Raw genomic sequence first — 22916 nt, 5'->3', positions numbered from 1 at the left:
AGAGGAACAACTATGTTGATTCATAGCTGTTCCTCTTTAAATTCTTCAAATCAGTAGCCCTACAACGCCCGAATAATCTTTTCATAAATCGGGATCATATGCGCCTCATTACAATACGTCGCAATTTCATCGAACGGAATCCACGCCACATCGCTATTTTCGCCTTCACATACGACTAAATGCGCCGAATCATCTGCTTCAACTAAATACGTGACATTCATATGTAAATGCTCTGACACGTAGCGCCCCTTTTTCATATGCCCAAGCACCGATAACTGCTCAATTGAAATCGGCTCTGTGCTCACAGCGACCGCATCGACACCTGTTTCCTCTTTCACTTCACGTAAGCCGACCGCTAAAAAATCACTGTCGCCATCCGCATGACCCCCTGTCCAAGCCCATGAATTATAAATATTATGGTACGCCATTAACACATGTGTACGCGCACGATTGACGACAAACGCCGACACCGTCATATGCGCAAGCGGATTGTCGCGCGTCAATACATCATCAAAATGTTCAAAGGCATAGCGAAATGCGGCTAGGTCACGCTCCTCCTGCTCGTTTTTTGGTTTGTATTGTAATAATTGCTGTTGCCAAGTCATGTTCAAAAACCCCTTTAATTACGATATGCTTATCATAGCACGTATGTACGCAAAAAAAAGAGGCCATAGCCTCTTTTTTTAATGCACTAAACGTTCAATTTCACGCTTCGCATCCATCACGTCTGATGTTAGCTGCGCTAAATCAACATCGTCAAAGCGCACATCTGGAATAATGACCGAAATCGATGCCACAGGACGCGTACTTGAATCCGTCTGAATCGGTGCGCTGACCGAGCAGGCGCCAAAAATACGCTCCTTGCGTGATACCGCATAGCCTTGCGCACGAATTTCAGCTAATTCGGCTAACAATTTTGCGCGGTCTACAACGGTATTTTCGGTAATCATTTCTAATTTTACTTCCTCTAAATAGTCTGCAATCTCATCGTCTGGCAAAAAGGCCAACAACGATTTTGCGGATGCACCCGCATAAAGTGGTGACGTATCGCCGACATGATTGCGTGCTGTTAATAAATGCGTACTATCAAAATTGACGATGCAGCGGCGTTCATTGCCATCTAAAATGCTCATCGACACACTTTCATTGTACTTGTCATTTAATGCTTTTAGCGCTGGCTTCGCAAGAGATAATAGGCTAGACTCCTGCTCGACTAGCTTACCTAAATAAAACAACGATAAGCCGAGGCGATACAGTTTCGTGCGCTCATCACGAATGAGAAAACCTTCATATACAAGCGTCGCGACAAAGCGCTGTAAACTTGAAACGCCGATACCGGTTTTTTTATGAAGATCCGTCAGCGATAACTTCGGCTCTTCGCGGGTAAAGGCACGTAAAATTTTAGCCGTTTTTTGGACAGTATTCATCAAATAATTTTTTTCTAGCTTTTCTTGATTCACGCCGTTCCCCTCCTACCAAGTATCGTACCAAAAATACGTCGCAAGGACTATGCTTTCGGTTGTTTCACATATAAATGACTATGCTCCCCAAGCATTGGTGGTGCTAACTCATACTCAATACCAAGTGATGAGTGTTGCAATGGATTTTTCACAAAACGCACAGGTCCGTATTCCGGATGCTCGATTTCGCCGATTAAATCGCGCGCAATCACTTGTGGTTGTTCGAGCGCTTCGGTAATCGAATTCACGCGACCACCCGGAATTTTGTGCTCTTGTAGTAACGCAATCCACTCATCGCGTGTTTTTTGTTGAATAATTGGTGTTAATAATGTTACAAGTTCATCTTCATTCGCTTTACGCTTCGAATTATCCGAGAATCGTTCGTCAGTGATCCATTCTGGGCGCCCAATCGCCTCACAGAATTTTTTATATTGTCCTTCCGTCCCCACGCAGAACATTAGTGGACCATCTGCACATTCAAACACTTGGTACGGCGCCACATTGTTGTGACGGTTGCCAAGACGCTTTGATACGAAATCCGAATTCAAATACGCACTCGATACATTTGCCATGCTGCTTAATTGCACATCTAATAGCGAGATGTCGATATATTGTCCCTCACCTGTAAAATCACGTTGGCGAAGTGCTGCCAAAATACCGATGACAACAAAATGAGACGTTAAAATATCCGCTGTTGGAATCCCAACTTTTGTTGCGACACCGCTTGGCTCGCCCGTTACATCCATCAAGCCGCTCATTGCTTGAATAACCGGGTCAAAGCCAGGCTCAAATGCCAATGGTCCTGTTTGGCCAAAGCCCGTTACAGAACAATGAATAATTTGTGGATTTACTGCTTTTAAGTGCTCGTAATCTAACTTCATACGTTTTAAATCACCCGTTTTGAAGTTATCAACGACAATATCAGCATCGCGTACAAGCTCTAAAAACTCTTCGCGATCTGCCGCATCTTTTAAGTTGAGTAAAATGGATTTTTTATTGCGATTTGCACATAAATAATACGTGCTTTGCCCCCCCGCATATGGTCCCCAACCACGCGTACTGTCTGAGCCACCTGGCTGCTCAACGCGAATGACTTCCGCGCCTAAATCCCCTAAAATCATTGTTCCTGCTGGTGCTGCATACACACGCGATAAATCTAATACACGAATATTTTCTAACGGTCTCATCCGCCTCCACACCTTTCTCAGTTTTTATTGTTATTGGAAATTCGGTTTGCGTTTTTCTAACACAGCTTGCACGCCTTCTTTATAATCCGCAAGCTCTGTGACAATGCCCATTTGCGATGAAATGTAATCAAGTGACGTGCGTAGTGACATCGTTTGTGATTGATACACTGCACGTTTCACCATGCGCACAACTTCACCTGGGCTATTGGCAAGTTTTTCAGCATAAGCTTGTGTAAACGTTGCGAGTTCTTCTTCACTCACTACATATGTCACAAGATTCATTTCTTTCGCTTCCGCTGCATCAAGCACACGCGCTGTCCACAGCATATCAAGCGCTTTATCAACGCCTACAATACGCGGTAGGAAATACGCGCCGCCATCGCCTGGCACGATGCCCACTTTAATGTAGCTTTCTGAGAATTTCGCTGTATCAGCCGCGATACGAATATCACACATTAATGCCATATCAAGTCCTGCACCCATCGCATAGCCATGCATTTGTGCAATGACTGGCTTATCGATTTCTTCTAATAGAAGCGGAATGCGTTGGATTCGTTTCCATAGCGAGTTTTTACGTGCTAGTGCTGTTGACGAAATATCGTCACTGCTTTCAAAGAAGCCTTTGCCAGCAGTCATCGCTTTAATGTCGCCGCCTGCACAAAACGCTTTACCGTTTCCTTTTAAGATGACAACGCGAATGTCATCATTATCGCGCACTTCCTCTAGTGCTTGAATCCACTTTAGCACCATGTCCTCACTAAATGCATTTAAGCTATCTGGACGATTCAACGTGATCGTCGCGATACGATTTTCGATTTCAAATAATAAATCTGCCACTTAAATCCCTCCTAAACGTTTTGTGCTTGCTTTGACGCTGTTAATGACGTCCAAATATCCGTCGAGCTCGTTAAAATATCATGTACTAGTTCTTTCTTCCAGTAATCTGATTTTACAAGCTCATCACGCCAAGACCAGATGCGGCGCGTGTAATGGTTTAAGCTATGCTCATCCGTTACACCGATTGCTGCGTGGACTTGGTGTGCAGACGCTGCGATGACGCGATTTGCATCTTCTAAACGTAGGCGCGCATAACCAACATCATTTGATTCAAGTGTTTCAAGTGACGCTAAAATATTTTCAGCAGCTACGCTAATAATCGCTTGCTCACCAGCCATTAATGCAAGGTGTTGTTGCACTAGTTGGAAGCGGTGAATCGGACGACCAAATTGCTCGCGCTCTTTACTGAAGCGTACAGTTAAGTCAAATGCTTTTTCAAGCGCACCAGATGTTTTCACGATTGTTGAAGCGGTAATAATTTTCATTAATTGCTTGTATTGTGCTGCTGTTAACGCCACCTCTACTGTTGGCGCTGCTGTTACTTCAACTGTATCGCGCGGCTCTGAAGCGATATTTGTCGTTTCAGTAATTACGGCATCTGCTAACGGTAACACAACAAGCTTTTCTGGTGTCACAACGACAACTTGCTCCGCATGGCGTGCCCATGGAACGAATGGTAATGTCGTCTCAACACTGTTTGCTAAATGAAGTGTTGTTAGCGTTTGCTGTGCGATTTCACCGACTTCGTTTAATAACACGTTTGCTAACGTATGCTCAACAAATGGAATTGGCGCTGCGTATTTACCAATTAATTGATACACGGCGAATAAGTCCTCTTTATCGCCACCGGCACCGTCTTGCTCCTCTGGTACAGCGATGTTGATCATGCCGTTTTCATCAAGCAAGTTCCATAGAGCCTCGCCCCACTGACCTTGCTCTAATACGTCAACATCCTCTTTTTCCACTTTATCTTTTAACATTTTTTCAACGACTTCTACTAACATCTCTTTCATTTCGCTCATTGTGCAATAACCCCTTTCGCAATAATGCCGTATAAGATTTCTGAAGTACCACCACGAATTGTAAATCCTGGCGCATGCAATGTTGACTGTGCTAATAAACGATTGATTTTATCTTCCGCATCTAATCGTGGATACACATCTAATAGTAGACGAACGATTTCAGGCACCTTTTGCTCGAATTTCGTACCAACACTTTTTACAAGTGCCGCCGGAATACTTACTTCGCCTTCTTCTTCTAATACTTTCGCTACACCAATCGATAAATTACGCAGGCTCCACACTTCCGCTACTAGCTTCACCGCTTCTGCTAAACCACGCTCATCCCCTTGGCGTTTTAATTCTTCAATGGCTTCATTTAATAGAGGGAATGTACTTAAAATACGCTCTGGGCCGCTACGCTCAAACGCTAATTCCGCTAAGCCTTGCTTCCAACCGTTTCCAAGTGTTCCAACAACGCGCTCATCTGGTACGAACACATTATCGAAAAATACATCGTTGAAGTGATGCTCACCTGTTAAGTAGCTAATCGGTGTAATCGTAATACCTGGCGCATGTAAATCGATAATTACTTGGCTTAAATTTTCATGCTTCTTCTCAGGATTGTATGCTCCTGTACGGACAAGTGTAATCATGTAGTGTGCGTCATGTGCATTACTTGTCCATGTTTTTGCACCGTTGATAATCCAACCGCCATCTACTTTTTCTGCTCGTGTACGAACAGATGCTAAGTCAGAGCCACTGTTTGGTTCACTTAAACCAATCGCAAAGTAACATTCACCAGCGATGATTTTCGGTAAGAAAAATTGCTTTTGCTCCTCTGTACCAAAACGTAGTAATAATGGACCTGTTTGGCGATCGGCAATCCAGTGTGCCGCAACCGGTGCCCCAGCCGCTAGTAGTTCCTCCGTTAAAATGTAACGGTCGATTGTGCTACGCGCCTGACCACCATACTCTGTTGGCCACGTAAGACCGATTAAATTTTTATCCCCAACAATTTTTGAAAAGCTTGGATCACATCCGCTTAACCATGAGTCACATTTCGTTTGGAATGTACCCTCCTCGATATGTTGTTGTAAAAATGCACGTACTTCTTGTCTGAATTGCTCTTGCTCTGCAGTAAATTGCACTGTAGGTAAATTCATTGAACATCCTCCTTTTACGCATATTCGGTAATCACTTGCTTATATTAGTATCTTATTACGAGTTTTTTAAATTGTCAATATTTTCTACAAAATGTTTTTATTTTCTGCCTTGTGTTATTTTTATAGAAAATTTTTCTTTTAAAATAAAGTTTTTGGCATAAAAAAAGAAGCATTGTGCTGACAATGCCCCTAATTCATTATAATTTTTCATACCATGCAACTAATTTTTGTAATGCCACAAACGCTTCATCAAATTGTGGACCAATAACAGAAATTTGTGCGAGCTGCCGCTGCTTTAAATAATGGCTTTCATCATGTAGCAATAAACTATTTAGGCGCGCAATGGCACAAAGCTCCTCTGGCAATTGAAAACTCGCAATCATCGCATACCCCGGCGCAGCGCTAAAACGGTATTTCGCCAATGACGATTGAGCGAGTCTATTAAAGCGATGCTGCAGCAACTCAAAACGCGCTGGATACTGTTGCAGCGCACGAACCGTATTCGCGACTAAATAAGCTGGTAGTGTAAATGGCAAGGCTTGCTGCTGATAATAGGCTAAATTACTATAAAACGGCGCCGCATTTTCTGTAAAATGCTCATTTGTAAACACAAACGCCAAGCCGCTTAATGCCCCAATAGCCTTGCCACTAACCGCTGTTGCCATCATACAACGCACCAAATTAGTCGGCGTTGCACCGATACTACTAATGCCATCGACACAAATCGCGACATCGACATCTGCTAATGCATCGATCAATGCACCGTTAAAAACGCCAGTCGATGTTTCGCCATGCACGAACACTAGCCACGCATAATGTTGTTGTGCGATTAATTGACGCACCGCTCCGCTATCAAACGCCTCTCCCCACGGTACATCATACGTTTCAAAATTCAACTGCCACTGCGCTGCCTGACGTTGTAATCGCTCCCCAAACTCACCATTTGCTAACACTAAACCACGTCGCTCGCCAAATGTCGCGCGAATTTGCCCAAGCATAACATCGTTTGCCAACGTGCCACTGCCGACCAATGTCGTCACGTCACGCATTGATGTTAATGTAAGTAGCCGCTGCTTCATCTGTGCATATAACTCCTGAAAAGCGACCGAGCGATGCGACATCGTCGTATGCGTCAACTCCGTTTGTGCGACCGGCCCCGGATAAAAATTGTGCGGCTCTAAACGAATTTGCTGCTGTATGCGCAAGCAATTTGCGCGCGTTAAAATCATCGGAATAAATGCTGCCTCTGCTGTTCCCGTTACTGCGGCAAATGCCTCAAAGCCAATGCGACGATACAATTTTTCTTCACGCGTCACGCCGGAAATAACCGCTCCGGAATAGCCGCGTTCATAAACATATGTATAAATCGCTTGTGCTAGTTTTTGAAAAACGCGCCCATTCCGAAAGGCTTTTTGAATTGCCAATAGACGAATTTCACATAGTTTTGATGTGTCATAGTCTTGTAGTAATTGCTCGACCGGCACGCCCACCTTGCCATCTACAGAAAATGGACGATTATCACGAAATGCCAACATGCCAATTAAATGCTGTTCCTTATAAATAACTACATACGTGTTTTCATGATGAAATCGATCAATGAGACGACGCGTTGTATTGGACTCATGCTGTGGGATTTCTTCGACAAATGTTTCATAGTTGAGTGCAGCAATCGCATCAAACTCTGCTGCTGTATTCGCTATTTTGCAAAAATACATCGTTAACGCCACCTTTGCTGTATATTTGTGCGATGCTTCCATAGAATGCCCGCAAGTACGAGTAGTAAAATGAAATAAGCTGGGTAAAATGCGACAATGACAATGGCTAATACTAGCACGCTCCCTACAAAGCCAAGCGTTAAGCTTTTCGTTACTAAGTAACCGAGTGCCATCACAAGCAACGCGCCTAATAATAACACCGGCTCTAATGCGAGTAGTCCACCTAATAGTGTCGCTACTCCCTTACCACCGCGAAATCGCCACCACACCGGATAAAGATGCCCGAGCAGTGCACATGTAAGTCCTACTGCAGCCACCGTATCGGCTAAACCAAGCGCCCGCGCAGCAAGCACGACTGCAACGCCTTTTAACACATCTCCCGCTGCCGTCCACACAAACGCCATTTTACCGAGCGTACGCCCTGCATTACGTGCCCCTAAATTGCCGCTATGTTCAGCAGCTAATGACACGCCAGACAATTTCCCGACAACTGCAGCGGTCATAAATGAACCAACTAAATAACAGCATAAGCTATAGAGTACAATGCTCATCGGCCTCCCTCCTTCTTTCATATATTCCCTTTTTAACGAAAAAATCTCGTTAAAATGTAATTAAAAACTCCTACACTGCTGTCTAGGAGTTGTCTTTTATCATTAGTAATCCATCATTAATTGGTTTGCGAGTGCGGCCATGCCGATTTCGGTCATATGCTCGCGCGTAATCATCTGTTCTGGTGCGATGCTGCCGTCATTCGTAATGTCAACTTGCAATACACTTTTTCGCAATTCATTGCGCTCATGCATCACTTGTTTAATATGCGCTTCGCCGTCAAACATCATATATTGTAGCGGTTCATCAAGTGCTGCAACTAATGCTTCTTCATCACCTGCAAGTACACGTTTAAACGAATCGATGGCATTCACAAACTCCTGTAACGTTTGCGCTTCATTGCCAAAAGCGCGCTCCTTTAATAATTTCACGAGTGCTTGTTCAATAATCGTATCCTTTTCAAGCACCGTATTATCATTTAATAATTCAACGTCGATCGCTGGCCAATTAATCGGTGCCACCTTTTCTGTACGTTCAATACTAAAATATTTATTCATCTCATCAATCGCTGCCTGAAAGCACATATAGGCACGACTATAGCGATGACGTGTCGCTAAAAGGAGACCGTCATCAATGAGCGCCTCGCTATTTTGGCGAAGCGCATTCAAAAGTTGCTGTGTCTGTTGTTGCATCATCCATCCCCCTCTCTTCTATTATAGTAAAAATAGTGGACTATAGTATCTTTTTTTCTATAACCCTTGCATTTATCTTGAATTCAAGATAAAATAAACTCAATGAAGGAGGACTGATTCTACATGCACCACCATATTTCCATGATTACGAAAAACGCCAATACAAACAACCATTTCTATCGTCATATTTTAGGCTTACGCCGCGTTAAATTAACGGTCAACCAAGATGATCCTCATATGTATCATTTATTTTACGGCGATACAACGGGAACACCCGGCACAAACATTACATTTTTCGAAATGAAAATTGCCGGTGCCACACGTCGCGGCACAAATGCCATTACAGGCTTTTCATTAATCGTCCCAAGCGTAGAAAGCTTAACATTTTGGCAACAACGCTTTGCACAGTTAGGCGTCAAACATGGCGATATCACAACGTATGCAGGTCGTCAAGCCTTGCCATTTGAAGATGAAGATGGCCTACGTATGCATTTAATTGTAGCGGATGAGCGCGAAAGTTTTTGGGAACCGTGGCCACAAGCGGCAATCCCTACTGAGCATTTAATTCAAGGGATGGGCACCGTCGAAATGACCGTACGTGACGAGGCAGCTCTTGCAACAACATTAACAGAAATTTTCGACTACACAGCGCAGCAAGGTCATGTTTATCAACAACAAGCTGGCTCAGCAGTTGGCGAAATTTTCGTTATCGAACAAGCAGGCGACCGCGAAAAACCAGGTCGCGGTAGCATTCACCATATCGCACTGCGCGTCAATGATGTCGCAGAACTTGAACACGTACTAGTACAAGCGCGCGCACATGGCTTTAAATCAGAGGGCATTATTGACCGCTACTTTTTCCACAGCATTTACTTCCGTGAAGCAAATGGTATTTTAATCGAAGTAGCGACAGATGGCCCTGGATTCACGATTGATGAAAATATTGAACAGATGGGCGAGGCATTAGATTTACCACCATTTTTAGAACAACGCCGCCCAGAAATTGAGCAAAAATTAACCGTTATTGAGGAGGAATTATAAATGAAAAACCGCATTAATCCAGCAAATGGAATGGAATTTGGCCTTTATTCACTTGGCGACCATATCCCCAATCCATTAACAGGTTCTCGCCTTTCTGCTGGCGAACGTATTAAAGAAATTATTGAGTTAGCGCGTCTTGCTGAGGACGTTGGCATTGATGTCTTTGGCGTTGGCGAAAGCCATCAAAGCTACTTTACAACACAGGCGCATACCGTTGTGCTTGGCGCCATTGCACAAGCAACAAAAAACATTAAATTAACAAGTTCAGCTTCGGTGATTAGCGTAGCTGACCCTGTACGTGTCTATGAGGAATTTGCAACGCTTGATTTAATTTCAGACGGTCGTGCGGAAATCGTCGCAGGTCGTGGCTCACGCGTCGGTGCCTATGAACTATTTGGCGTTGATTTAAAAGATTACGAGGCCATTTTCGAAGAAAAATTAGCGCTGTTAAAACAAATCAACGATGCACAAGGTCTGGTCAATTGGGAAGGACAATTCCGTAAACCACTCGTTAATGCCGATATTTTACCGAAACCTGTCGAAGGAAATTTACCGCTATGGCGCGCGGTTGGAGGTCCTCCTGGCTCGGCCATCAAAGCCGGTTATATGGGCGTGCCGATGATGCTGACGACACTTGGCGGCCCAGCACAAAACTTTGCAGTATCGGTTGATGCTTACTATGAAGCACTTGAACGTAGCGGCTTCAAACGTGAAGATTTCCCACTTGCGACAGCGAGTCTCTTCCATGTTGGCGACAATGCACAACTAGCAACAGAAGGCATGCATCCTCATTTATCAGGCGGCTTCCAAGCAATTCGCGGTGGCGGTTATCCATTTGACCAAGTAGCCAATGCTGCACAAGATCCGACTGATGCGCTAATGGTTGGCGATAGCCAAATGATTATCGAAAAAATTCTTTACCAATATGAATTATTCGGTATGCACCGCTTTATGGCACAAATTGATTTTGGTGGCGTACCATTTGATAAATTAATGCATAATGTAGAAATTATTGGTCGCGATATTTTACCAGCGATTAAAAAATACACGAAAGCATAGGGGGCATTATAGTTGGCGCATATTCGCTATGAACAGCAGCAAGCAAAAATTTCAAACGAACAAGGCCTCGAAGTACTTGGTTGGAACGGTGTAGCCGGTACAGAAGGTCTCAACCCAAAATCATTATTAGAAGCATCGGTAGCACTTTGTATGACGCTAAATGTACGCCATGTGTTAGAGCGCGATGGTATCGACTTTGAACTTGATACGATTCAAGCAACCGCAACCGCTTCAAAAGAACAAGGCATTACAAATCGCTTCACAACGATTGCGGTGACGCTGACATTGCCGGCGCATTTAGAGGCTAACTATCGCGCAAAATTAGTAAAAATGGCCGAACGTAGCTGTACGATTGGGAATACACTAGCAGCTTCGGCTACGATTACAGTTAACGAAGCCTAATTAAAAAGGGGCTTTGACAAAACAGTTCCTGTTCCTTTTTTAGCGTTCACAACAAAAAACCGGAACCGCGCCACAGCGCGATTCCGTTTTTTTTATGCTCATCTGAGAGGATATTTTTACACGTATGGCCCAACCCTCTTTTTTTCATTTAATATTTCATATACGCTGTAACGACGTACCCTTGTCGCTGACGACAACCTTTCTGCACGCAAATTTTCGTCCATTCCCCAGCGTTTTCAATGACCGTCACACGCGTACCAAATGATAATACACCAACGCGCGATGCATGTTGCTGCGGGGCAGAAAAAATAAGTACATCCTCTTTCGCCATTAATTCCTGTACGCCGTCGATATTCACTTGCAAATACGACAATTTCACATAGCGATTGCCCGTTAAGACCGCCCATTTTTCGTTTGCAAAATGCGTCACCGTTACGCATTGCTGTACGCCATCAACAACGGCTTGCAACGTTCCTAACTTCATCCCTCGCACAGCATCATAGTAAGGAGTATCCTTTGCTAAATAAAATGTATTGTTCGTGTTTTGAGGTTGTCGTTTTTTAAGCCCTATAGCCGTAAACGCGATTACAGCAAGTCCTATGATTATTTTCTTATTCACACACTCACCCTTTTCATTGTAAAATACGGACAAACATGATAAAAATCTATTTAATGTTTGATTTTTTACGTCATTTTCCGCTATAATAAACTGACGTTAACGCTTGAAGGAGTTTCCTTATGTATATTTTAGACCAAACGAATGCATTTGAGGTGCAAACAACTGATTTTTTATGGCGCGATGAAGAAATTGTCCGCGAACATAAACAACTATTCCTCTATTTTTTAGAAATAGCCGACTCTTGTTCGATTCTTAATTTAAACCCGCAGCTTCTTGAACATCAAACGCTGCATATTGAATATCATTGTCTCGATGCTGCAAAAAAGCATTACCATTTCCGTCTTGGTCCCGCCGAGCGACAATTTATTCAGCAGTTAAGTGGTTTAGACCTCCAATGCACGTTTGAAAAAAACCAAACATTGCTCGCATTATTTGATGAGCATATTTTATTTTTCGATACGCTTCCGTTACCTGTTCATTTTATTGATGTCCAACATATTCCACCAATGTATGAACTAATTGAAGAAGCACCGCAGCAATTTTCGATTACATCATCGCATAGTCAACAGTTATTGAAGCGTCTTGAACCCATCACAAACGGTGCATTATATTATGAGCCCACATCAGGGCAAATACAAATTCAAACGGCTATTGATTTACGACGTTATTTAGGCGATGCGATGCTGACGTATTATGAAGTTGCCTATTAAAAAAAGCAGGAAGCGCCACTCCTGCTTTTTTTAACGTGACATTGAAAATCCGCGCCCAATAAATATCGGAGGCATTTAGAAAAATAACAAATGAATCCGTTTGCTGCTGCAACAGCTCCTTCAAATACACCACTTCCGCTTGTTCGACTACTGTAAATAGCAACGCTTTTTATTGCTTCGAATAGCCACCTTCTGACCATAACTTCGTAATCCCTCGGTCAATCTCATCATGAATCAATGCTTTTACCGCATCTTCCTGATCTGTCACAATCAACACTAACTTCGATGTTGACGTGCGCAGCTGCACCTTTGCCGGTATTAAAAAGGCGTTATAGGAAATCCCTAAAATCAATGTCCCTAGCACAATTAAACTGTATGAGCGTAATTCTTTCATCCACTATGTTCCTTCCCATGCTGTCGTAATACTATTGTACCGAATGAATATTTTAAGTCTTTTGAACATTATTCTCTACGCTCATGCAAGCTATTGTATAATACAGAAAAAGGTGGTGCTTGCATGGATGAACTGAAGAAGTACTTTATAGCTGCTAATTATGAAGCAGCGCTCGCAGTCGGCGAAACGCTACTTGACCAACCATTGAGTGCGCACGACCGGCGCCACGTACTCTATCGTTGTACGTTATGTGCGCGCTATTTAGAGCAGCCCGCGTTAATTTTAAAATATTATAAATTGTATAGTGAACAAATGCCTGCTGTGGCTACAATTGAACAACAAATTCCATTTTTACATTGTAAACTAGCGATTTTATTTTTCATCAAGCAACAAGATGAAGCGCTTAAATTAGCTGACTCGTTGTTAACAACGATTAAAAACATGCCAAACTTGCTTGATTATATTTATATTTATGCCGCTACGCTACACTATAAATTACTCCATTTCCTTGATACAGGTCACTATATGGAAGCCGTGAAAACGTACAATGAGTTAGGCGAATCTATGATTGAAGCACTCGAAGTCTCAGTACCTGTGCTATCGTTGCAAATTCATGGACATCTTACAAGCGCCTATTTACGTCTTGGTCAATGGCGCACAGCCCATGAACTTGTACAGGCAATGACACAAATTTCTTGGATTGATGACGCACCTCTTGTAAAACCCCATTTATTAATTCGGCAAAACTTATTACAACATATTTTAGAAGGAATACCACTATCATTTGAAGACAATGAAGCATTATTTTTAGCATGCCAACCAATGTCGCGCATTGCGTTATCGGTATTCCTCGGCGATATTGCGGCGATGCAAGTTATTGCGCCGGATATCGCACCGCTTTATACGGAGTGGCAACGTTATTTGACCGACACACCTGCTAGCACCGAATTAACTGCTTATTTAATGTAAAAGAGAGCCTCCACTATTTGGAAGCTCTCTTTTTTTAAAGATGTCCTTTTTTCATCATCGCTTTTGTTTTTGGGACATAATTGGCAATCAACACGCCACTTAAAATAAGCGCTGCACCGGCAACGGCTACGCCAGACATCACCTCTCCGAAAAACATAAACGCAAAAATCACTGCAAATACCGGTTCTAATGAGAAAATAAAACCAGCTTCTTCCGCTGATGTATAGCGCTGTGCAACGGGTTGTAAAACATAACCGTAAGCCGAACATAATAGTGCCATGCCAAGAATGGCCATCCACTCATTCGTCGTCGCTGGTATCATCGGTGTCTCTTTCACAAAACCTACACAAGCATACAATGCCGTAAAGCCTAATTGGAAAATACCAAGTTGAAGCGGTTGTACTTTACGCGCATAATGATTGGTCCACACTAAATACAATGCATTGCACACAGCACATAATAGACAAAGAATGGCACCATAAGATAACCCAAAATCATCGCCAATTGTTAATAATGCAAGCCCAGCTACGACAACACCGAGTGCCATCATCGTTTTACGCGATGGCACGCGCTTTGTGAGCATCGCATGAATGAGCGGCACAAAAACAACCGTTGTACTCGTTAAAAAACTCGCTGTTGATACGCTCGTTGATTGCATACCATTTAATAAGAAAACAAAAACTCCATACATCGGCAGTGCAAGCATGGCGCTCGCAACGAGTGTTTGCTTCGTGACACGAATGATTTTTTTATAAAATAGCACCGACATGACGACAAAGGCAATCGCAAAACGCCACATAATAATCGACGACGTATTCAGCGATTCAAGACCTACTTTCATAAAGATGTATGAACTCCCCCATGCGATGGCTATCGAGATTAATAATAAATTTGCTCTTGTATGACTCATGTTTCTACGTTCCTTCCACCTAAAAATCATTTGTTATTTTAGCACCATCTATTGCATTAATAAAACGAATGTTTATAATGGAAACATTAGAAAATCTTATTTAAGAAGGTACACAATGAATTCATACGAAGCATTTTTAAAAATCATTGAAACCGGGAGCTTTACAGCCGCTGCTAAGCAGTTAGGCTACACGCAATCAGCGGTCAGTCAAATCGTGCAATCCCTCGAATATGAGCTCGATACACAGCTCGTTGTCCGCTCGCGCAAAGGGATTACGCTCACAGCCGATGGTGAGCAATTTTTACCCTATATTAAAAATATTTGCTACGCCGAAACGGAGTTATTCAAAAAGAAACGTGAAATGAAGGGGCTTGATGCGGGCATCGTCAAAATCGGTGCGCTAACGAGTGTGGCATGTCATATGTTGCCTGACATTATCAAACGTTTTAAACGGACTTTTCCTGGCGTGCAATTTGAGATTCGACAAGGGGAATATACTGATATTACAAATTGGATTTTAGAAGGAACCGTTGATTTTGGATTTTTAAGTGACCCGACAAGTCCATTATTGACGATGCATCATTTATTCGATGACCCATTATTAGCCGTCCTCTCGCCGCTTGATATCCTTGCAACGCAGCCAGCACTCTCGCTTCAAGCTCTTGCCAACGAGCCATTTGTACTCATTGATGAAGGTGAATCAAATGACGCGCTTGAATTGTTTGAAGCCGCGCAATTAACCGCTGATATTCATTATATTGTTGAAGAGGATTATGCGGCAATGGCGTTAATTGAGCAACAGCTCGGCGTGGCGATTATGCCGGAACTAATGCTTGCGCGCACACCGTACCGCGTCATTACAAAACCACTTCAACCACTTGCTATGCGCCCACTGCACCTCGCGTATAAAGATTATAAAATTTTACCGATTGCGAGCCGTAGCTTTATTGATGCGCTATTAACACAATTTTCGCGCTTTGAACGAACGCGTTAAAAAAACATCTCAGATGAGCATAAGAAAAACCGGAACCGTGCCACAGCGCGATTCCGGTTTTTTGTTACGAACGCTAAAAAAGGAAAATAAAATGTTTTGTCCTAGCCTCTTTTTTTATGTATGTTAATCTCGTTCTAATGGGCAATAACCGCAGGCACCTAGACCTGGAATATCTTTTGACAAACAACATGATTTACGAATCGGCTGATTAACAAGGTTCGCGGGTGCTTGGCCTTTTGTATAATCATAATACAGCGATTTTTCGCTAAAGCGCGCCCATACTTCCGGTAACTCTAATAATTCAAGGTCATCGATGGCACGGTCTGCTAGTAGCGGATCATCGAGTAATTTCGCATAAACATTCGTTATATGAACGAAGAAATTATCCCAAATGACGCGTGGCGAAATCGCCGTCACATTGCGCAAATCTTTCACTACTTGATAGCATTGCCTATACAAAATGGTCGCAATGGTAGACGCACGCTCTGAATCCTCGACATAACGCCAATCATTGGGGTTTGCGAACATACTAATGGTATAAACACCGTTTTCATTCGTTACATCAAACTGCAAATCTTCTTCATGACCATCCCACACTTCATCAAACGCCGTCAGCATATAAAACTGCATCGCAACAAATTGGCCGTAGCGCTTTGAAAAATGCGAAATTGCGGCTGTTTTCGATGTAGCATTTGTAATACCTTGCATCAAGTCGCCCATTTCATCTTCTTGGAAAAATTCCTTATGTACGCGGTCAAGCGTAAACAACGTACGCACAGGTGGCGTCGTATAAACATTGTACGAATCAAGCACAAGCACTTGATCCATCGTTAAAGTTGGCATTGTATCACCTAAATTCTTAAGTAGTCCTCTTTATCATAATACAAATGAATGCAAAATGGGTAATTGTCGTACTACGTCACATAAACGAATAAGTCGTCATCGTTCACAAGTACAAAGGAAATATGGTACGATTACCGTAAGAAATAGTGCGTATATTCTAAATAAAGGTCGTGGTAAAATGGAAAAATACTTTCATGGGCTTGTCGCAATAGCGGCAATCATTTCAATTTTATTTGTCACAAATATTATTAGCAGCACTGTCTTTATTATTGGTATTGTGCCGATTAGCATCATCATGTTAATCGTGGGCACACTTGAAATTAAAAATACACTTGTCTCGGGCAAAGTATAAATAAAAAGGAATCGCGATGCGTGCGATTCCTTTTTTAGTTGAAAATTTCCGACAAAAAATGGTAAAATCAACGTCCACATATGAAAGAGGGGATTTTGGTGAAAAATTATATTTTAACACTCGAGCGCCAATTGATGCGCCGTTCACGCCATGATATGGAACAGCTACTTGCTGATGATTTTTATGAAATTGGCACATCAGGAAAAATCTATACGAAGCAAATTGAACTCGATGCGCTAACAAATGAAGCGCTTGCCAATGAATTACCAGAAGTGCTGAATTTCCGTATTCACGAACTATCCGACACGCTCATCCAAGCCATTTATGATACGGTCGAGTTTTCCGGTCGTCGTTCCCATCGTAGCTCGCTATGGCGTAAAACAGACGATGCGTGGCAATTATTTTTCCATCAAGGCACTAAATTTTAAGCACCACAAAGCGAGCCCTCCCTAGTAGGCGCTCGCTTTATTGCTATTCAAACGAGATTAAAATACGCGTATATTCACCACTTGCTAGTAAATCAAACCCTTCATTAATCTCCTCTAAGCGAATTGTTTTTGCGACAAGCTCGTTTACCGGTAGCTTCCCTGCTTTCATCAATTGAATGTAGTGCGGGATATCACGGCGTGGCACCGAGCTTCCAACATACGAACCTTTTAACGTTTTTTCATTCGCCGTCAACGTCACATACGGCAACTCAAATTTCGCGTTCGGGTCTGGCAAGCCGGTCGTCGTTGTCACACCGCCGCGTTTTGTAATGCCATAGGCGACTTCAAGTGCCGGTACAACGCCCGCCGTTTCAAATACGTAATCAAAGCCGCCATTTGTCTCGCGCATAATCCGTTCGACAATCCCTTCTTCGTCCGAGCGATATGTCGTAGTCGCACCTAGCTCTGCTGCACGCGCAAGCTTTGTATCATTAATATCAATGGCGACCACTTCGCGAGCACCGGCTGCAATGGCCCCTAGCATGGCACTAAACCCAACTCCCCCAAGTCCAACAACTGCAACAGAGCTACCTAGTGGCACTTTTGCGGTATTCGTCACAGCACCTACACCGGTAATGACAGCACAACCAAATAAGGCAAGTTGTTCGGCTGTTAAATCCTCGGTTACTTTGACGAGCGAATGCTTTGATACAACGACATATTCTGAAAATGCTGACACGCCAATATGATGATGGATTTTTTCATCGCCGTTATGCAGGCGAATATCACCATTCAATAACGTGCCCGCTTCATTGGATTTGGCCGCACGCTCACATAATGCTGGACGTCCTTCTTGGCAAGGGACACATTGACCACAGCTCGGCACAAAGACACAAATAATTTGGTCCCCTTTCGCAAATTCTTTCACACCTTTACCAACCGACATCACGACACCCGCTGCTTCATGACCAAGCGCCATTGGAACCGGACGCGGACGACTGCCATTAACAACTGATAAATCCGAGTGGCATAAGCTCGCCGCTAACACTTTGACAAGCACCTCACCGCGACCCGGCGCATCTAATTCCAGCTCTTCAATATGAATGGGCTTACTGTCTTTATACGGCATTTTCGCACCTAATTCTCGTAATACTGCTGAACGAATTTTCACGCCAAACACTCCTTCGTATACATAATTTCTTCTCAAATCAAGCTATTGTGCTCTAGATTAATCACATTCGTATATGCTTTAAATCATGTAAAAATAACGTTTTATACAATTATTATCTTATCCAATTAACCAAATATACATATTAGCTACTACTGATTCACTCACTCTTCTTAGGAATGCTTAAATTTTGCCATGCCCCATCCTTCAACCATTTTGCGATGTAAACAATTTGGCCGATATGATAACCGTAGTGATCGACCTGACGCTGAATCGCATCAAGCGCTGTCATTTCCTCATGACGAATCGTAATCATTTGGCTAAGCGCTACTTCATCAAGCGACCGCAATGCCAATCTTGTTTAAGTGCGGCGCGCGTTGTATAAAGCTCACTAAATTCTGCATCGCGCTGTCGCCAAGCCTTCTCGCCGTCTTCGGTTAGAAAGTTTGTCCAACGCGATAACATATTGCCATGCATATGCTTCACGATCGTTGCAATACTATTGGATTCACGAGATGGCTTCGTACACAATTCATGAAATGTTAATTGTGCCATCGCCTTTTCGGCCAAGTTTTTTGACTTCTCAAAGCGAGCAATTGTCGCTGTTAAATAAAGTTGTCATAGCAAATTCATCGCCCCCTAGAATTCTTTACCCTTTTTCATCAAAAAAATAAACGACAATATGTTATGCTGTAGCTACTTACATAACTGTTTAAGGGGTGTTTGCATGTATTATGCTTATGCATTTATGAACCTCATCGTTTATATTATTTATGCGGTGTTCCTAATTATTGGTGCGCAAACGACGCAGCCACTTTTTGGGTTATTGCCGCTGCTTATTTTTTATACAGCCAAATATACCGGCGCATTTTTTTGGTATACATTTTCTACAATCCAAACGACGCAATTATTTAAATGGTTGATTTTGTGTGCTGTTGCGGGGTCTATCCTCGGCATTGCCGCACCGAAATATCCCGCGGTACTAAACATTTCAGCGTTATTATTTGGGTTATGTTGTAGCGTATTGCTTCCAACGTATAATACGATTTTAAAACAAAAGAAAAACGCGAAAAAACGCCCTATTTTATGGTCGATTATTCCTGCATGTTGCTGGCTCATTATTTTATTACCGGCACTTACAACAAAGCAATTTTCATTCGCCTTTTTATGGCTCGGACTCGCATTCTTTTTCCTGCTCTTTTTGCCGGTAAAAATTATGAACGATACCGTACCTTATACAAAACAGGCGCTACGTTATACAGGAATTGCCGCATTTATTGTGCTCAGTGTCACCTTATTTATCGTAAAATTTGCGCGTACTGTAGAATGGCAAACGTTCTTCTCAACAATCGTGTTACTGTTATTATTTGCATTAACTTGTGTAACGATTTGGTATGCTTGGCGCAGCGTTTGTACGTTTCCAATTCATCTGCATCTTTATAGTTATGCAGATGGTTTATTCGTTGCCTTTTTCTTTATGACAACCGTTTTTGAACATTGGGTTACGGCCGGTTCGCTTTATATGATCTATATTCCGTACATTATCGGTCTTTTGCTGGCCTTTGCGCTACCAATAAAACCTTCAAAAAATCTACTGCTGTTACTGCTATTACTATGTAACTGGGGGCTGCTGTATGCACCACTACTGCCTGTTGTCGCTATCGGTGTCGGCTTCTGTCATACAAAACTTTCAACGCAGTTAAATCACACCTATTATGACGTCGCAGCCATCACGATAAAAGATGAATCACTGCTTATTAAAAATCGCTTTTATCGCCTCGGTGGAATTTCGATTCAACTAATGATTGTCGCAATCATCGTTAGTATCGCCTGGCAGCGTACCGTCGATTTACCACAGCTCATGCATGCACTTATTCCAACGACATTGCCTATTTTGACACTACTTTTTAGTGGCTGTATGACCATTTTTGTCAGCTGGTTACTCGTAAAAGAGCGCCGCTTGCGTAGCGAGTAAAACTGCCCAAAAGCCGTATATACCAAGGGTCTGTGTTATGTTATGCTAAGACTATCTTTATCAAAGAAAGAGTGGAATTTCATGAAACAAATTACAGCCTTTGATTTTATTTTAAAAAATGGCGAAAGCCTTCATTTTGACGCAGATGATTTCCGTATGATGCACTTTGACGATGTTGAACAACACAACAATGAACAAACAGTGCAAAACGTGAGCGTCTTTCTTTACCACAATGCAAACCGTTTTGAGTCGTATGTTAACGAATTTTTAGAAGGTGAGCGTACGCTGCCATTCGATCGCATTCAACAAACATGTGACATCGCAAAAATCGCCCTTACATATGACGATACGACAAATGAAATATACCGCATCGGCTGGCATGCAGATGCACAGTCTAATAAATATCAAACGAGTATTGTACACCCGCGAAGCGGCGACTTATTAATTACTATCAACCCGGAAAAAACGGTCACACAACAATTTGCAGAAGTGTTAATGCCGTAAATTCAATTAAATAACACAAAAAAGCGCAGCCATCTGATAGTAATACCAGGTGGTTGCGTTTTTTTAATGTTGAAGTTGTGTTGCTTCATAATTAGTTATATCTAGGTACAAAAAAGCGAGATGAAAAAATTCTTCATCTCGCTTCATTCTGTTTAAATTCTGATAAAGACAGTGACTACAAGAATATTAGGGTAGCTTATATATGCCTTGATATGTTGTATTTAATTTTACTTTTGTACTATTTTTAAAAGAGGATATTATTTAATAACAGTGCAGTTGCGCCCTCTCTGCTACTATGTTAATTGTGCAATCGCCTCGTCACACCATTCTATGATGGTACGTGCGATTTTTTTACCAAATGATAGTGTCATTAATGCTCGCTTCTTTTGTGTCGTCACCGTGCCCATATGCCAACTATGCTCGAGCAACTTATACGTTTCAAGTCGCTCATATTGAACAGAGCGATATTTTTCGATTTGTTGGATCATGGTTGCGGTATCTCCGTCATCGCTTAAAAATAACCGCAACAACACTTCATTTTTTTCATACGAAAATTTCTCAATTGGCTCATGTAACCACTCCTTTAAAGCTTGTTGCCCAGCAAACGTCAATCGATATTCAACACGTTCCACTTTATGATCAATTGTTGGCGAATGACGTTCTAGTAAACCATCTTCTACTAACAACTTTAAAGACGGATAAATTTGTCCATAGCTTATTCTCCAAAAATGCGATAAGCTCGTATCAATCATTCGCTTTATATCATAGCCGGTACGACAATGCGTCGTCAGCAATCCAAGGATGGCGTAAGTAGTTGCATTATATCTTTTCAACAAAAACCCTCCTATTTTCATGATATATCTAATTGGCAGTACCCTCTTTTTAAAAATATTATTCATGCGGTATATTTCGCATGTTGCCCCACGCTAACATAAAAAAAGGAATCACACGAAGAAGGGCGATTCCTTTTTGCATTTGCTTATGAAAATGTTTCTAACAATTTTTTCTGTACGTTTAATAGCCGTTTCCGTTCCGCACTTTTTGAATCTGCTAATTCCGTTGTCGCGTCAATTAATTGACGATTCATTATCATTAGCTGTTGGAGTTGTTCTGTTAATTTCATAGAAAAATCAGTTGTATGCGAAACCAGTTGTTCCGTCGTTGCTTGGGTTGTTTGGATAATTGGTTGTAATTGATTAGCTTGCTCGGTTGTTGCCGCCGTTTGTGCTACTACATTTGTTTCAAACATTGTCGCCGTTTGCTGAAGTTCGGCACAAACGTCATTAAATGCTGCCGTTAAATTTCCTACTAATGCTTCGTCAGCCTCTTTTGTTTGCTCTATTACACTAGAAATCCTGTCCGATATTTTTGAAGTCGTATCATCCATCGAATCCCGTAAATCTTCTATACTGTCGCGTGTCGTATTGTCTAGTTGTGTCATCGTTTCGTCAAGGCGGTCGAAACCAGCTTGCATTTCATCAAGAATGGCGGATACATCTGCCGCTAAATTACGCGTATCTGTAATTAAAGCCATCGTCAATGTTTCGCGAACTTGATTGCCATCGTTTACGCCATTCACTAATTGTTCTAATGTTTGATTTATTTTTTCTGCATTACTTACTGCTTGTTGCTGATAACTAGGTAAAAATTGTTGCAGCATCTCTTCAACGGTCATTTGAGATGTTTGTGTCGTCGTTAATAGCTTCTGATTATCTAATTGCGATTTTTCTACTAATTGTTCTAGCGCTTGTAATTTTAATGTGCGGTGTTGCTGCTGTTTTGCTTGTGATACAAAAGCGAGTATTAAAAAAACAACACCTAAAGCAATCGCACTATAAGCGATTGCTGCTTGTTGTGCAATAGGCGTCAATAATAATGCAAACAGCCCTAAACCTACTGGCAATGTTACTGTATGTGATTGACTCACATGAATTCCTCTTTTCT

General features: G+C 42.2%; 26 protein-coding genes and 1 pseudogene. 10 read left to right on the top strand and 17 right to left on the bottom strand.

All coding sequences use genetic code 11. The features are described 5' to 3' along the window. Window positions 1–59: 59 nt before the first annotated feature. From V514_RS0110265 to V514_RS0110225, 9 genes are all read right to left on the bottom strand, one after another. On the bottom strand, window positions 60–605 hold the full coding sequence (locus V514_RS0110265) for an NUDIX hydrolase (protein ID WP_029499860.1): 546 nt from the start codon (window positions 603–605) through the stop codon (window positions 60–62). 78 nt (window positions 606–683) lie between these two features. Beyond that, window positions 684–1460: an IclR family transcriptional regulator gene (locus V514_RS0110260; protein WP_029499859.1), complete on the bottom strand. Its 777-nt coding sequence runs from the start codon at window positions 1458–1460 to the stop codon at window positions 684–686. 47 nt (window positions 1461–1507) lie between these two features. Continuing rightward, the gene (locus tag V514_RS0110255) at window positions 1508–2647 is read right to left on the bottom strand and encodes a CaiB/BaiF CoA transferase family protein (protein ID WP_029499858.1); all 1140 of its coding nucleotides are present in this window, start codon (window positions 2645–2647) and stop codon (window positions 1508–1510) included. Window positions 2648–2677: 30 nt separating this feature from the next. Further along, complete coding sequence (locus V514_RS0110250; protein ID WP_029499857.1) at window positions 2678–3484, bottom strand: enoyl-CoA hydratase/isomerase family protein; 807 nt, start codon at window positions 3482–3484, stop codon at window positions 2678–2680. 11 nt (window positions 3485–3495) lie between these two features. Beyond that, window positions 3496–4506, bottom strand: a complete 1011-nt coding sequence (locus V514_RS0110245; RefSeq protein ID WP_029499856.1) for an acyl-CoA dehydrogenase — start codon at window positions 4504–4506, stop codon at window positions 3496–3498. Next, a complete protein-coding gene (locus V514_RS0110240; RefSeq protein WP_029499855.1) occupies window positions 4503–5648 on the bottom strand; it encodes an acyl-CoA dehydrogenase family protein in 1146 nt (381 codons plus the stop codon). Before V514_RS0110240 ends, V514_RS0110245 begins: the two co-directional genes overlap by 4 nt. Window positions 5649–5845: 197 nt before the next feature. Further along, window positions 5846–7363, bottom strand: a complete 1518-nt coding sequence (locus V514_RS0110235; protein ID WP_029499854.1) for a GNAT family N-acetyltransferase — start codon at window positions 7361–7363, stop codon at window positions 5846–5848. Window positions 7364–7365: 2 nt separating this feature from the next. Continuing rightward, window positions 7366–7914 (bottom strand): glycerol-3-phosphate acyltransferase, encoded by a 549-nt coding sequence (locus V514_RS0110230; RefSeq protein WP_029499853.1) that lies wholly within the window; start codon window positions 7912–7914, stop codon window positions 7366–7368. Window positions 7915–8016: 102 nt separating this feature from the next. Beyond that, on the bottom strand, window positions 8017–8607 hold the full coding sequence (locus V514_RS0110225; protein ID WP_235073263.1) for an AbiV family abortive infection protein: 591 nt from the start codon (window positions 8605–8607) through the stop codon (window positions 8017–8019). Window positions 8608–8727: 120 nt separating this feature from the next. Between V514_RS0110225 and V514_RS0110220 the strand changes: the two genes are divergently transcribed. From V514_RS0110220 to V514_RS0110210, 3 genes are read left to right on the top strand one after another with little or no spacing between them, the layout of a single operon-like run. Further along, entirely contained in the window at window positions 8728–9645 is a 918-nt protein-coding gene (locus tag V514_RS0110220; RefSeq protein WP_029499851.1) for a VOC family protein, read from the top strand. Further along, window positions 9646–10704, top strand: coding sequence for an LLM class flavin-dependent oxidoreductase (locus tag V514_RS0110215; protein WP_029499850.1), 1059 nt, complete (start codon window positions 9646–9648; stop codon window positions 10702–10704). A gap of 12 nt (window positions 10705–10716) precedes the next feature. Further along, complete coding sequence (locus V514_RS0110210) at window positions 10717–11106, top strand: OsmC family protein (RefSeq protein WP_029499849.1); 390 nt, start codon at window positions 10717–10719, stop codon at window positions 11104–11106. A 148-nt stretch (window positions 11107–11254) separates the two neighbouring features. Here V514_RS0110210 and V514_RS0110205 read toward each other — a convergent pair whose 3' ends face one another. Next, window positions 11255–11725 carry an SH3 domain-containing protein gene (locus V514_RS0110205; protein WP_029499848.1) on the bottom strand — a complete coding sequence of 157 codons (471 nt, stop codon included), beginning with the start codon at window positions 11723–11725 and terminating at the stop codon, window positions 11255–11257. Window positions 11726–11844: 119 nt separating this feature from the next. Between V514_RS0110205 and V514_RS0110200 the strand changes: the two genes are divergently transcribed. Then, window positions 11845–12435 carry a hypothetical protein gene (locus tag V514_RS0110200; protein ID WP_029499847.1) on the top strand — a complete coding sequence of 197 codons (591 nt, stop codon included), beginning with the start codon at window positions 11845–11847 and terminating at the stop codon, window positions 12433–12435. A gap of 169 nt (window positions 12436–12604) precedes the next feature. Here V514_RS0110200 and V514_RS20540 read toward each other — a convergent pair whose 3' ends face one another. Next, window positions 12605–12829 (bottom strand): hypothetical protein, encoded by a 225-nt coding sequence (locus V514_RS20540; RefSeq protein WP_029499846.1) that lies wholly within the window; start codon window positions 12827–12829, stop codon window positions 12605–12607. A gap of 123 nt (window positions 12830–12952) precedes the next feature. Between V514_RS20540 and V514_RS0110190 the strand changes: the two genes are divergently transcribed. Further along, entirely contained in the window at window positions 12953–13798 is an 846-nt protein-coding gene (locus V514_RS0110190; protein WP_029499845.1) for a hypothetical protein, read from the top strand. 34 nt (window positions 13799–13832) lie between these two features. Here V514_RS0110190 and V514_RS0110185 read toward each other — a convergent pair whose 3' ends face one another. After that, window positions 13833–14708 (bottom strand): DMT family transporter, encoded by an 876-nt coding sequence (locus tag V514_RS0110185; RefSeq protein ID WP_029499844.1) that lies wholly within the window; start codon window positions 14706–14708, stop codon window positions 13833–13835. Between the two features lie 115 nt (window positions 14709–14823). Here V514_RS0110185 and V514_RS0110180 point away from each other — a divergent pair, with 115 nt between their 5' ends. Continuing rightward, the gene (locus V514_RS0110180; RefSeq protein WP_029499843.1) at window positions 14824–15702 is read left to right on the top strand and encodes a LysR family transcriptional regulator; all 879 of its coding nucleotides are present in this window, start codon (window positions 14824–14826) and stop codon (window positions 15700–15702) included. 123 nt (window positions 15703–15825) lie between these two features. On the opposite strand, the gene V514_RS0110175 is transcribed toward V514_RS0110180, so the two are convergent. Further along, a complete protein-coding gene (locus V514_RS0110175) occupies window positions 15826–16545 on the bottom strand; it encodes a Fe-S oxidoreductase (protein ID WP_029499842.1) in 720 nt (239 codons plus the stop codon). A gap of 178 nt (window positions 16546–16723) precedes the next feature. On the opposite strand from V514_RS0110175, the gene V514_RS20390 reads away from it, so the two are divergent. Both V514_RS20390 and V514_RS0110165 read left to right on the top strand, forming a co-directional pair. After that, window positions 16724–16897 (top strand): hypothetical protein, encoded by a 174-nt coding sequence (locus V514_RS20390; RefSeq protein ID WP_161630190.1) that lies wholly within the window; start codon window positions 16724–16726, stop codon window positions 16895–16897. 98 nt (window positions 16898–16995) lie between these two features. After that, on the top strand, window positions 16996–17325 hold the full coding sequence (locus tag V514_RS0110165) for a nuclear transport factor 2 family protein (RefSeq protein ID WP_029499841.1): 330 nt from the start codon (window positions 16996–16998) through the stop codon (window positions 17323–17325). Between the two features lie 43 nt (window positions 17326–17368). Here the strand turns inward: V514_RS0110165 and V514_RS0110160 are convergent, their stop codons facing one another. Both V514_RS0110160 and V514_RS20000 read right to left on the bottom strand, forming a co-directional pair. Continuing rightward, complete coding sequence (locus V514_RS0110160) at window positions 17369–18496, bottom strand: zinc-dependent alcohol dehydrogenase family protein (protein WP_029499840.1); 1128 nt, start codon at window positions 18494–18496, stop codon at window positions 17369–17371. Window positions 18497–18653: 157 nt separating this feature from the next. Beyond that, window positions 18654–19048 (bottom strand): annotated as a pseudogene (locus V514_RS20000) (DUF1572 family protein). Window positions 19049–19220: 172 nt separating this feature from the next. Here V514_RS20000 and V514_RS0110150 point away from each other — a divergent pair. Further along, a complete protein-coding gene (locus tag V514_RS0110150) occupies window positions 19221–20468 on the top strand; it encodes a hypothetical protein (RefSeq protein WP_029499839.1) in 1248 nt (415 codons plus the stop codon). Between the two features lie 81 nt (window positions 20469–20549). Continuing rightward, a complete protein-coding gene (locus V514_RS0110145) occupies window positions 20550–20972 on the top strand; it encodes a hypothetical protein (protein ID WP_029499838.1) in 423 nt (140 codons plus the stop codon). Between the two features lie 293 nt (window positions 20973–21265). On the opposite strand, the gene V514_RS0110140 is transcribed toward V514_RS0110145, so the two are convergent. Both V514_RS0110140 and V514_RS0110135 read right to left on the bottom strand, forming a co-directional pair. Then, window positions 21266–21805, bottom strand: a complete 540-nt coding sequence (locus tag V514_RS0110140; protein ID WP_029499837.1) for a PadR family transcriptional regulator — start codon at window positions 21803–21805, stop codon at window positions 21266–21268. 146 nt (window positions 21806–21951) lie between these two features. Further along, on the bottom strand, window positions 21952–22899 hold the full coding sequence (locus V514_RS0110135; RefSeq protein WP_029499836.1) for a hypothetical protein: 948 nt from the start codon (window positions 22897–22899) through the stop codon (window positions 21952–21954). Between the last annotated feature and the right edge of the window lie 17 nt (window positions 22900–22916).

Source organism: Kurthia huakuii LAM0618 (genome assembly GCF_000505545.1).
Taxonomy (GTDB): Bacteria; Bacillota; Bacilli; order Bacillales_A; family Planococcaceae; genus Kurthia; species Kurthia huakuii.
This window is presented reverse-complemented; position numbering and strand designations above follow the sequence as displayed.

What these genes read in the sequence shown, in the direction of transcription:
- V514_RS0110265 (WP_029499860.1), bottom strand. Translation starts at nt 605, where the DNA reads ATGACTTGGCAACAGCAATTATTACAATACAAACCAAAAAACGAGCAG.
- V514_RS0110255 (WP_029499858.1), bottom strand. Translation starts at nt 2,647, where the DNA reads ATGAGACCGTTAGAAAATATTCGTGTATTAGATTTATCGCGTGTGTAT.
- V514_RS0110245 (WP_029499856.1), bottom strand. Translation starts at nt 4,506, where the DNA reads ATGAGCGAAATGAAAGAGATGTTAGTAGAAGTCGTTGAAAAAATGTTA.
- V514_RS0110240 (WP_029499855.1), bottom strand. Translation starts at nt 5,648, where the DNA reads ATGAATTTACCTACAGTGCAATTTACTGCAGAGCAAGAGCAATTCAGA.
- V514_RS0110235 (WP_029499854.1), bottom strand. Translation starts at nt 7,363, where the DNA reads ATGTATTTTTGCAAAATAGCGAATACAGCAGCAGAGTTTGATGCGATT.
- V514_RS0110230 (WP_029499853.1), bottom strand. Translation starts at nt 7,914, where the DNA reads ATGAGCATTGTACTCTATAGCTTATGCTGTTATTTAGTTGGTTCATTT.
- V514_RS0110225 (WP_235073263.1), bottom strand. Translation starts at nt 8,607, where the DNA reads ATGATGCAACAACAGACACAGCAACTTTTGAATGCGCTTCGCCAAAAT.
- V514_RS0110220 (WP_029499851.1), top strand. Translation starts at nt 8,728, where the DNA reads ATGCACCACCATATTTCCATGATTACGAAAAACGCCAATACAAACAAC.
- V514_RS0110215 (WP_029499850.1), top strand. Translation starts at nt 9,646, where the DNA reads ATGAAAAACCGCATTAATCCAGCAAATGGAATGGAATTTGGCCTTTAT.
- V514_RS0110200 (WP_029499847.1), top strand. Translation starts at nt 11,845, where the DNA reads ATGTATATTTTAGACCAAACGAATGCATTTGAGGTGCAAACAACTGAT.
- V514_RS20540 (WP_029499846.1), bottom strand. Translation starts at nt 12,829, where the DNA reads ATGAAAGAATTACGCTCATACAGTTTAATTGTGCTAGGGACATTGATT.
- V514_RS0110190 (WP_029499845.1), top strand. Translation starts at nt 12,953, where the DNA reads ATGGATGAACTGAAGAAGTACTTTATAGCTGCTAATTATGAAGCAGCG.
- V514_RS0110185 (WP_029499844.1), bottom strand. Translation starts at nt 14,708, where the DNA reads ATGAGTCATACAAGAGCAAATTTATTATTAATCTCGATAGCCATCGCA.
- V514_RS0110180 (WP_029499843.1), top strand. Translation starts at nt 14,824, where the DNA reads ATGAATTCATACGAAGCATTTTTAAAAATCATTGAAACCGGGAGCTTT.
- V514_RS0110175 (WP_029499842.1), bottom strand. Translation starts at nt 16,545, where the DNA reads ATGCCAACTTTAACGATGGATCAAGTGCTTGTGCTTGATTCGTACAAT.
- V514_RS20390 (WP_161630190.1), top strand. Translation starts at nt 16,724, where the DNA reads ATGGAAAAATACTTTCATGGGCTTGTCGCAATAGCGGCAATCATTTCA.
- V514_RS0110150 (WP_029499839.1), top strand. Translation starts at nt 19,221, where the DNA reads ATGTATTATGCTTATGCATTTATGAACCTCATCGTTTATATTATTTAT.
- V514_RS0110145 (WP_029499838.1), top strand. Translation starts at nt 20,550, where the DNA reads ATGAAACAAATTACAGCCTTTGATTTTATTTTAAAAAATGGCGAAAGC.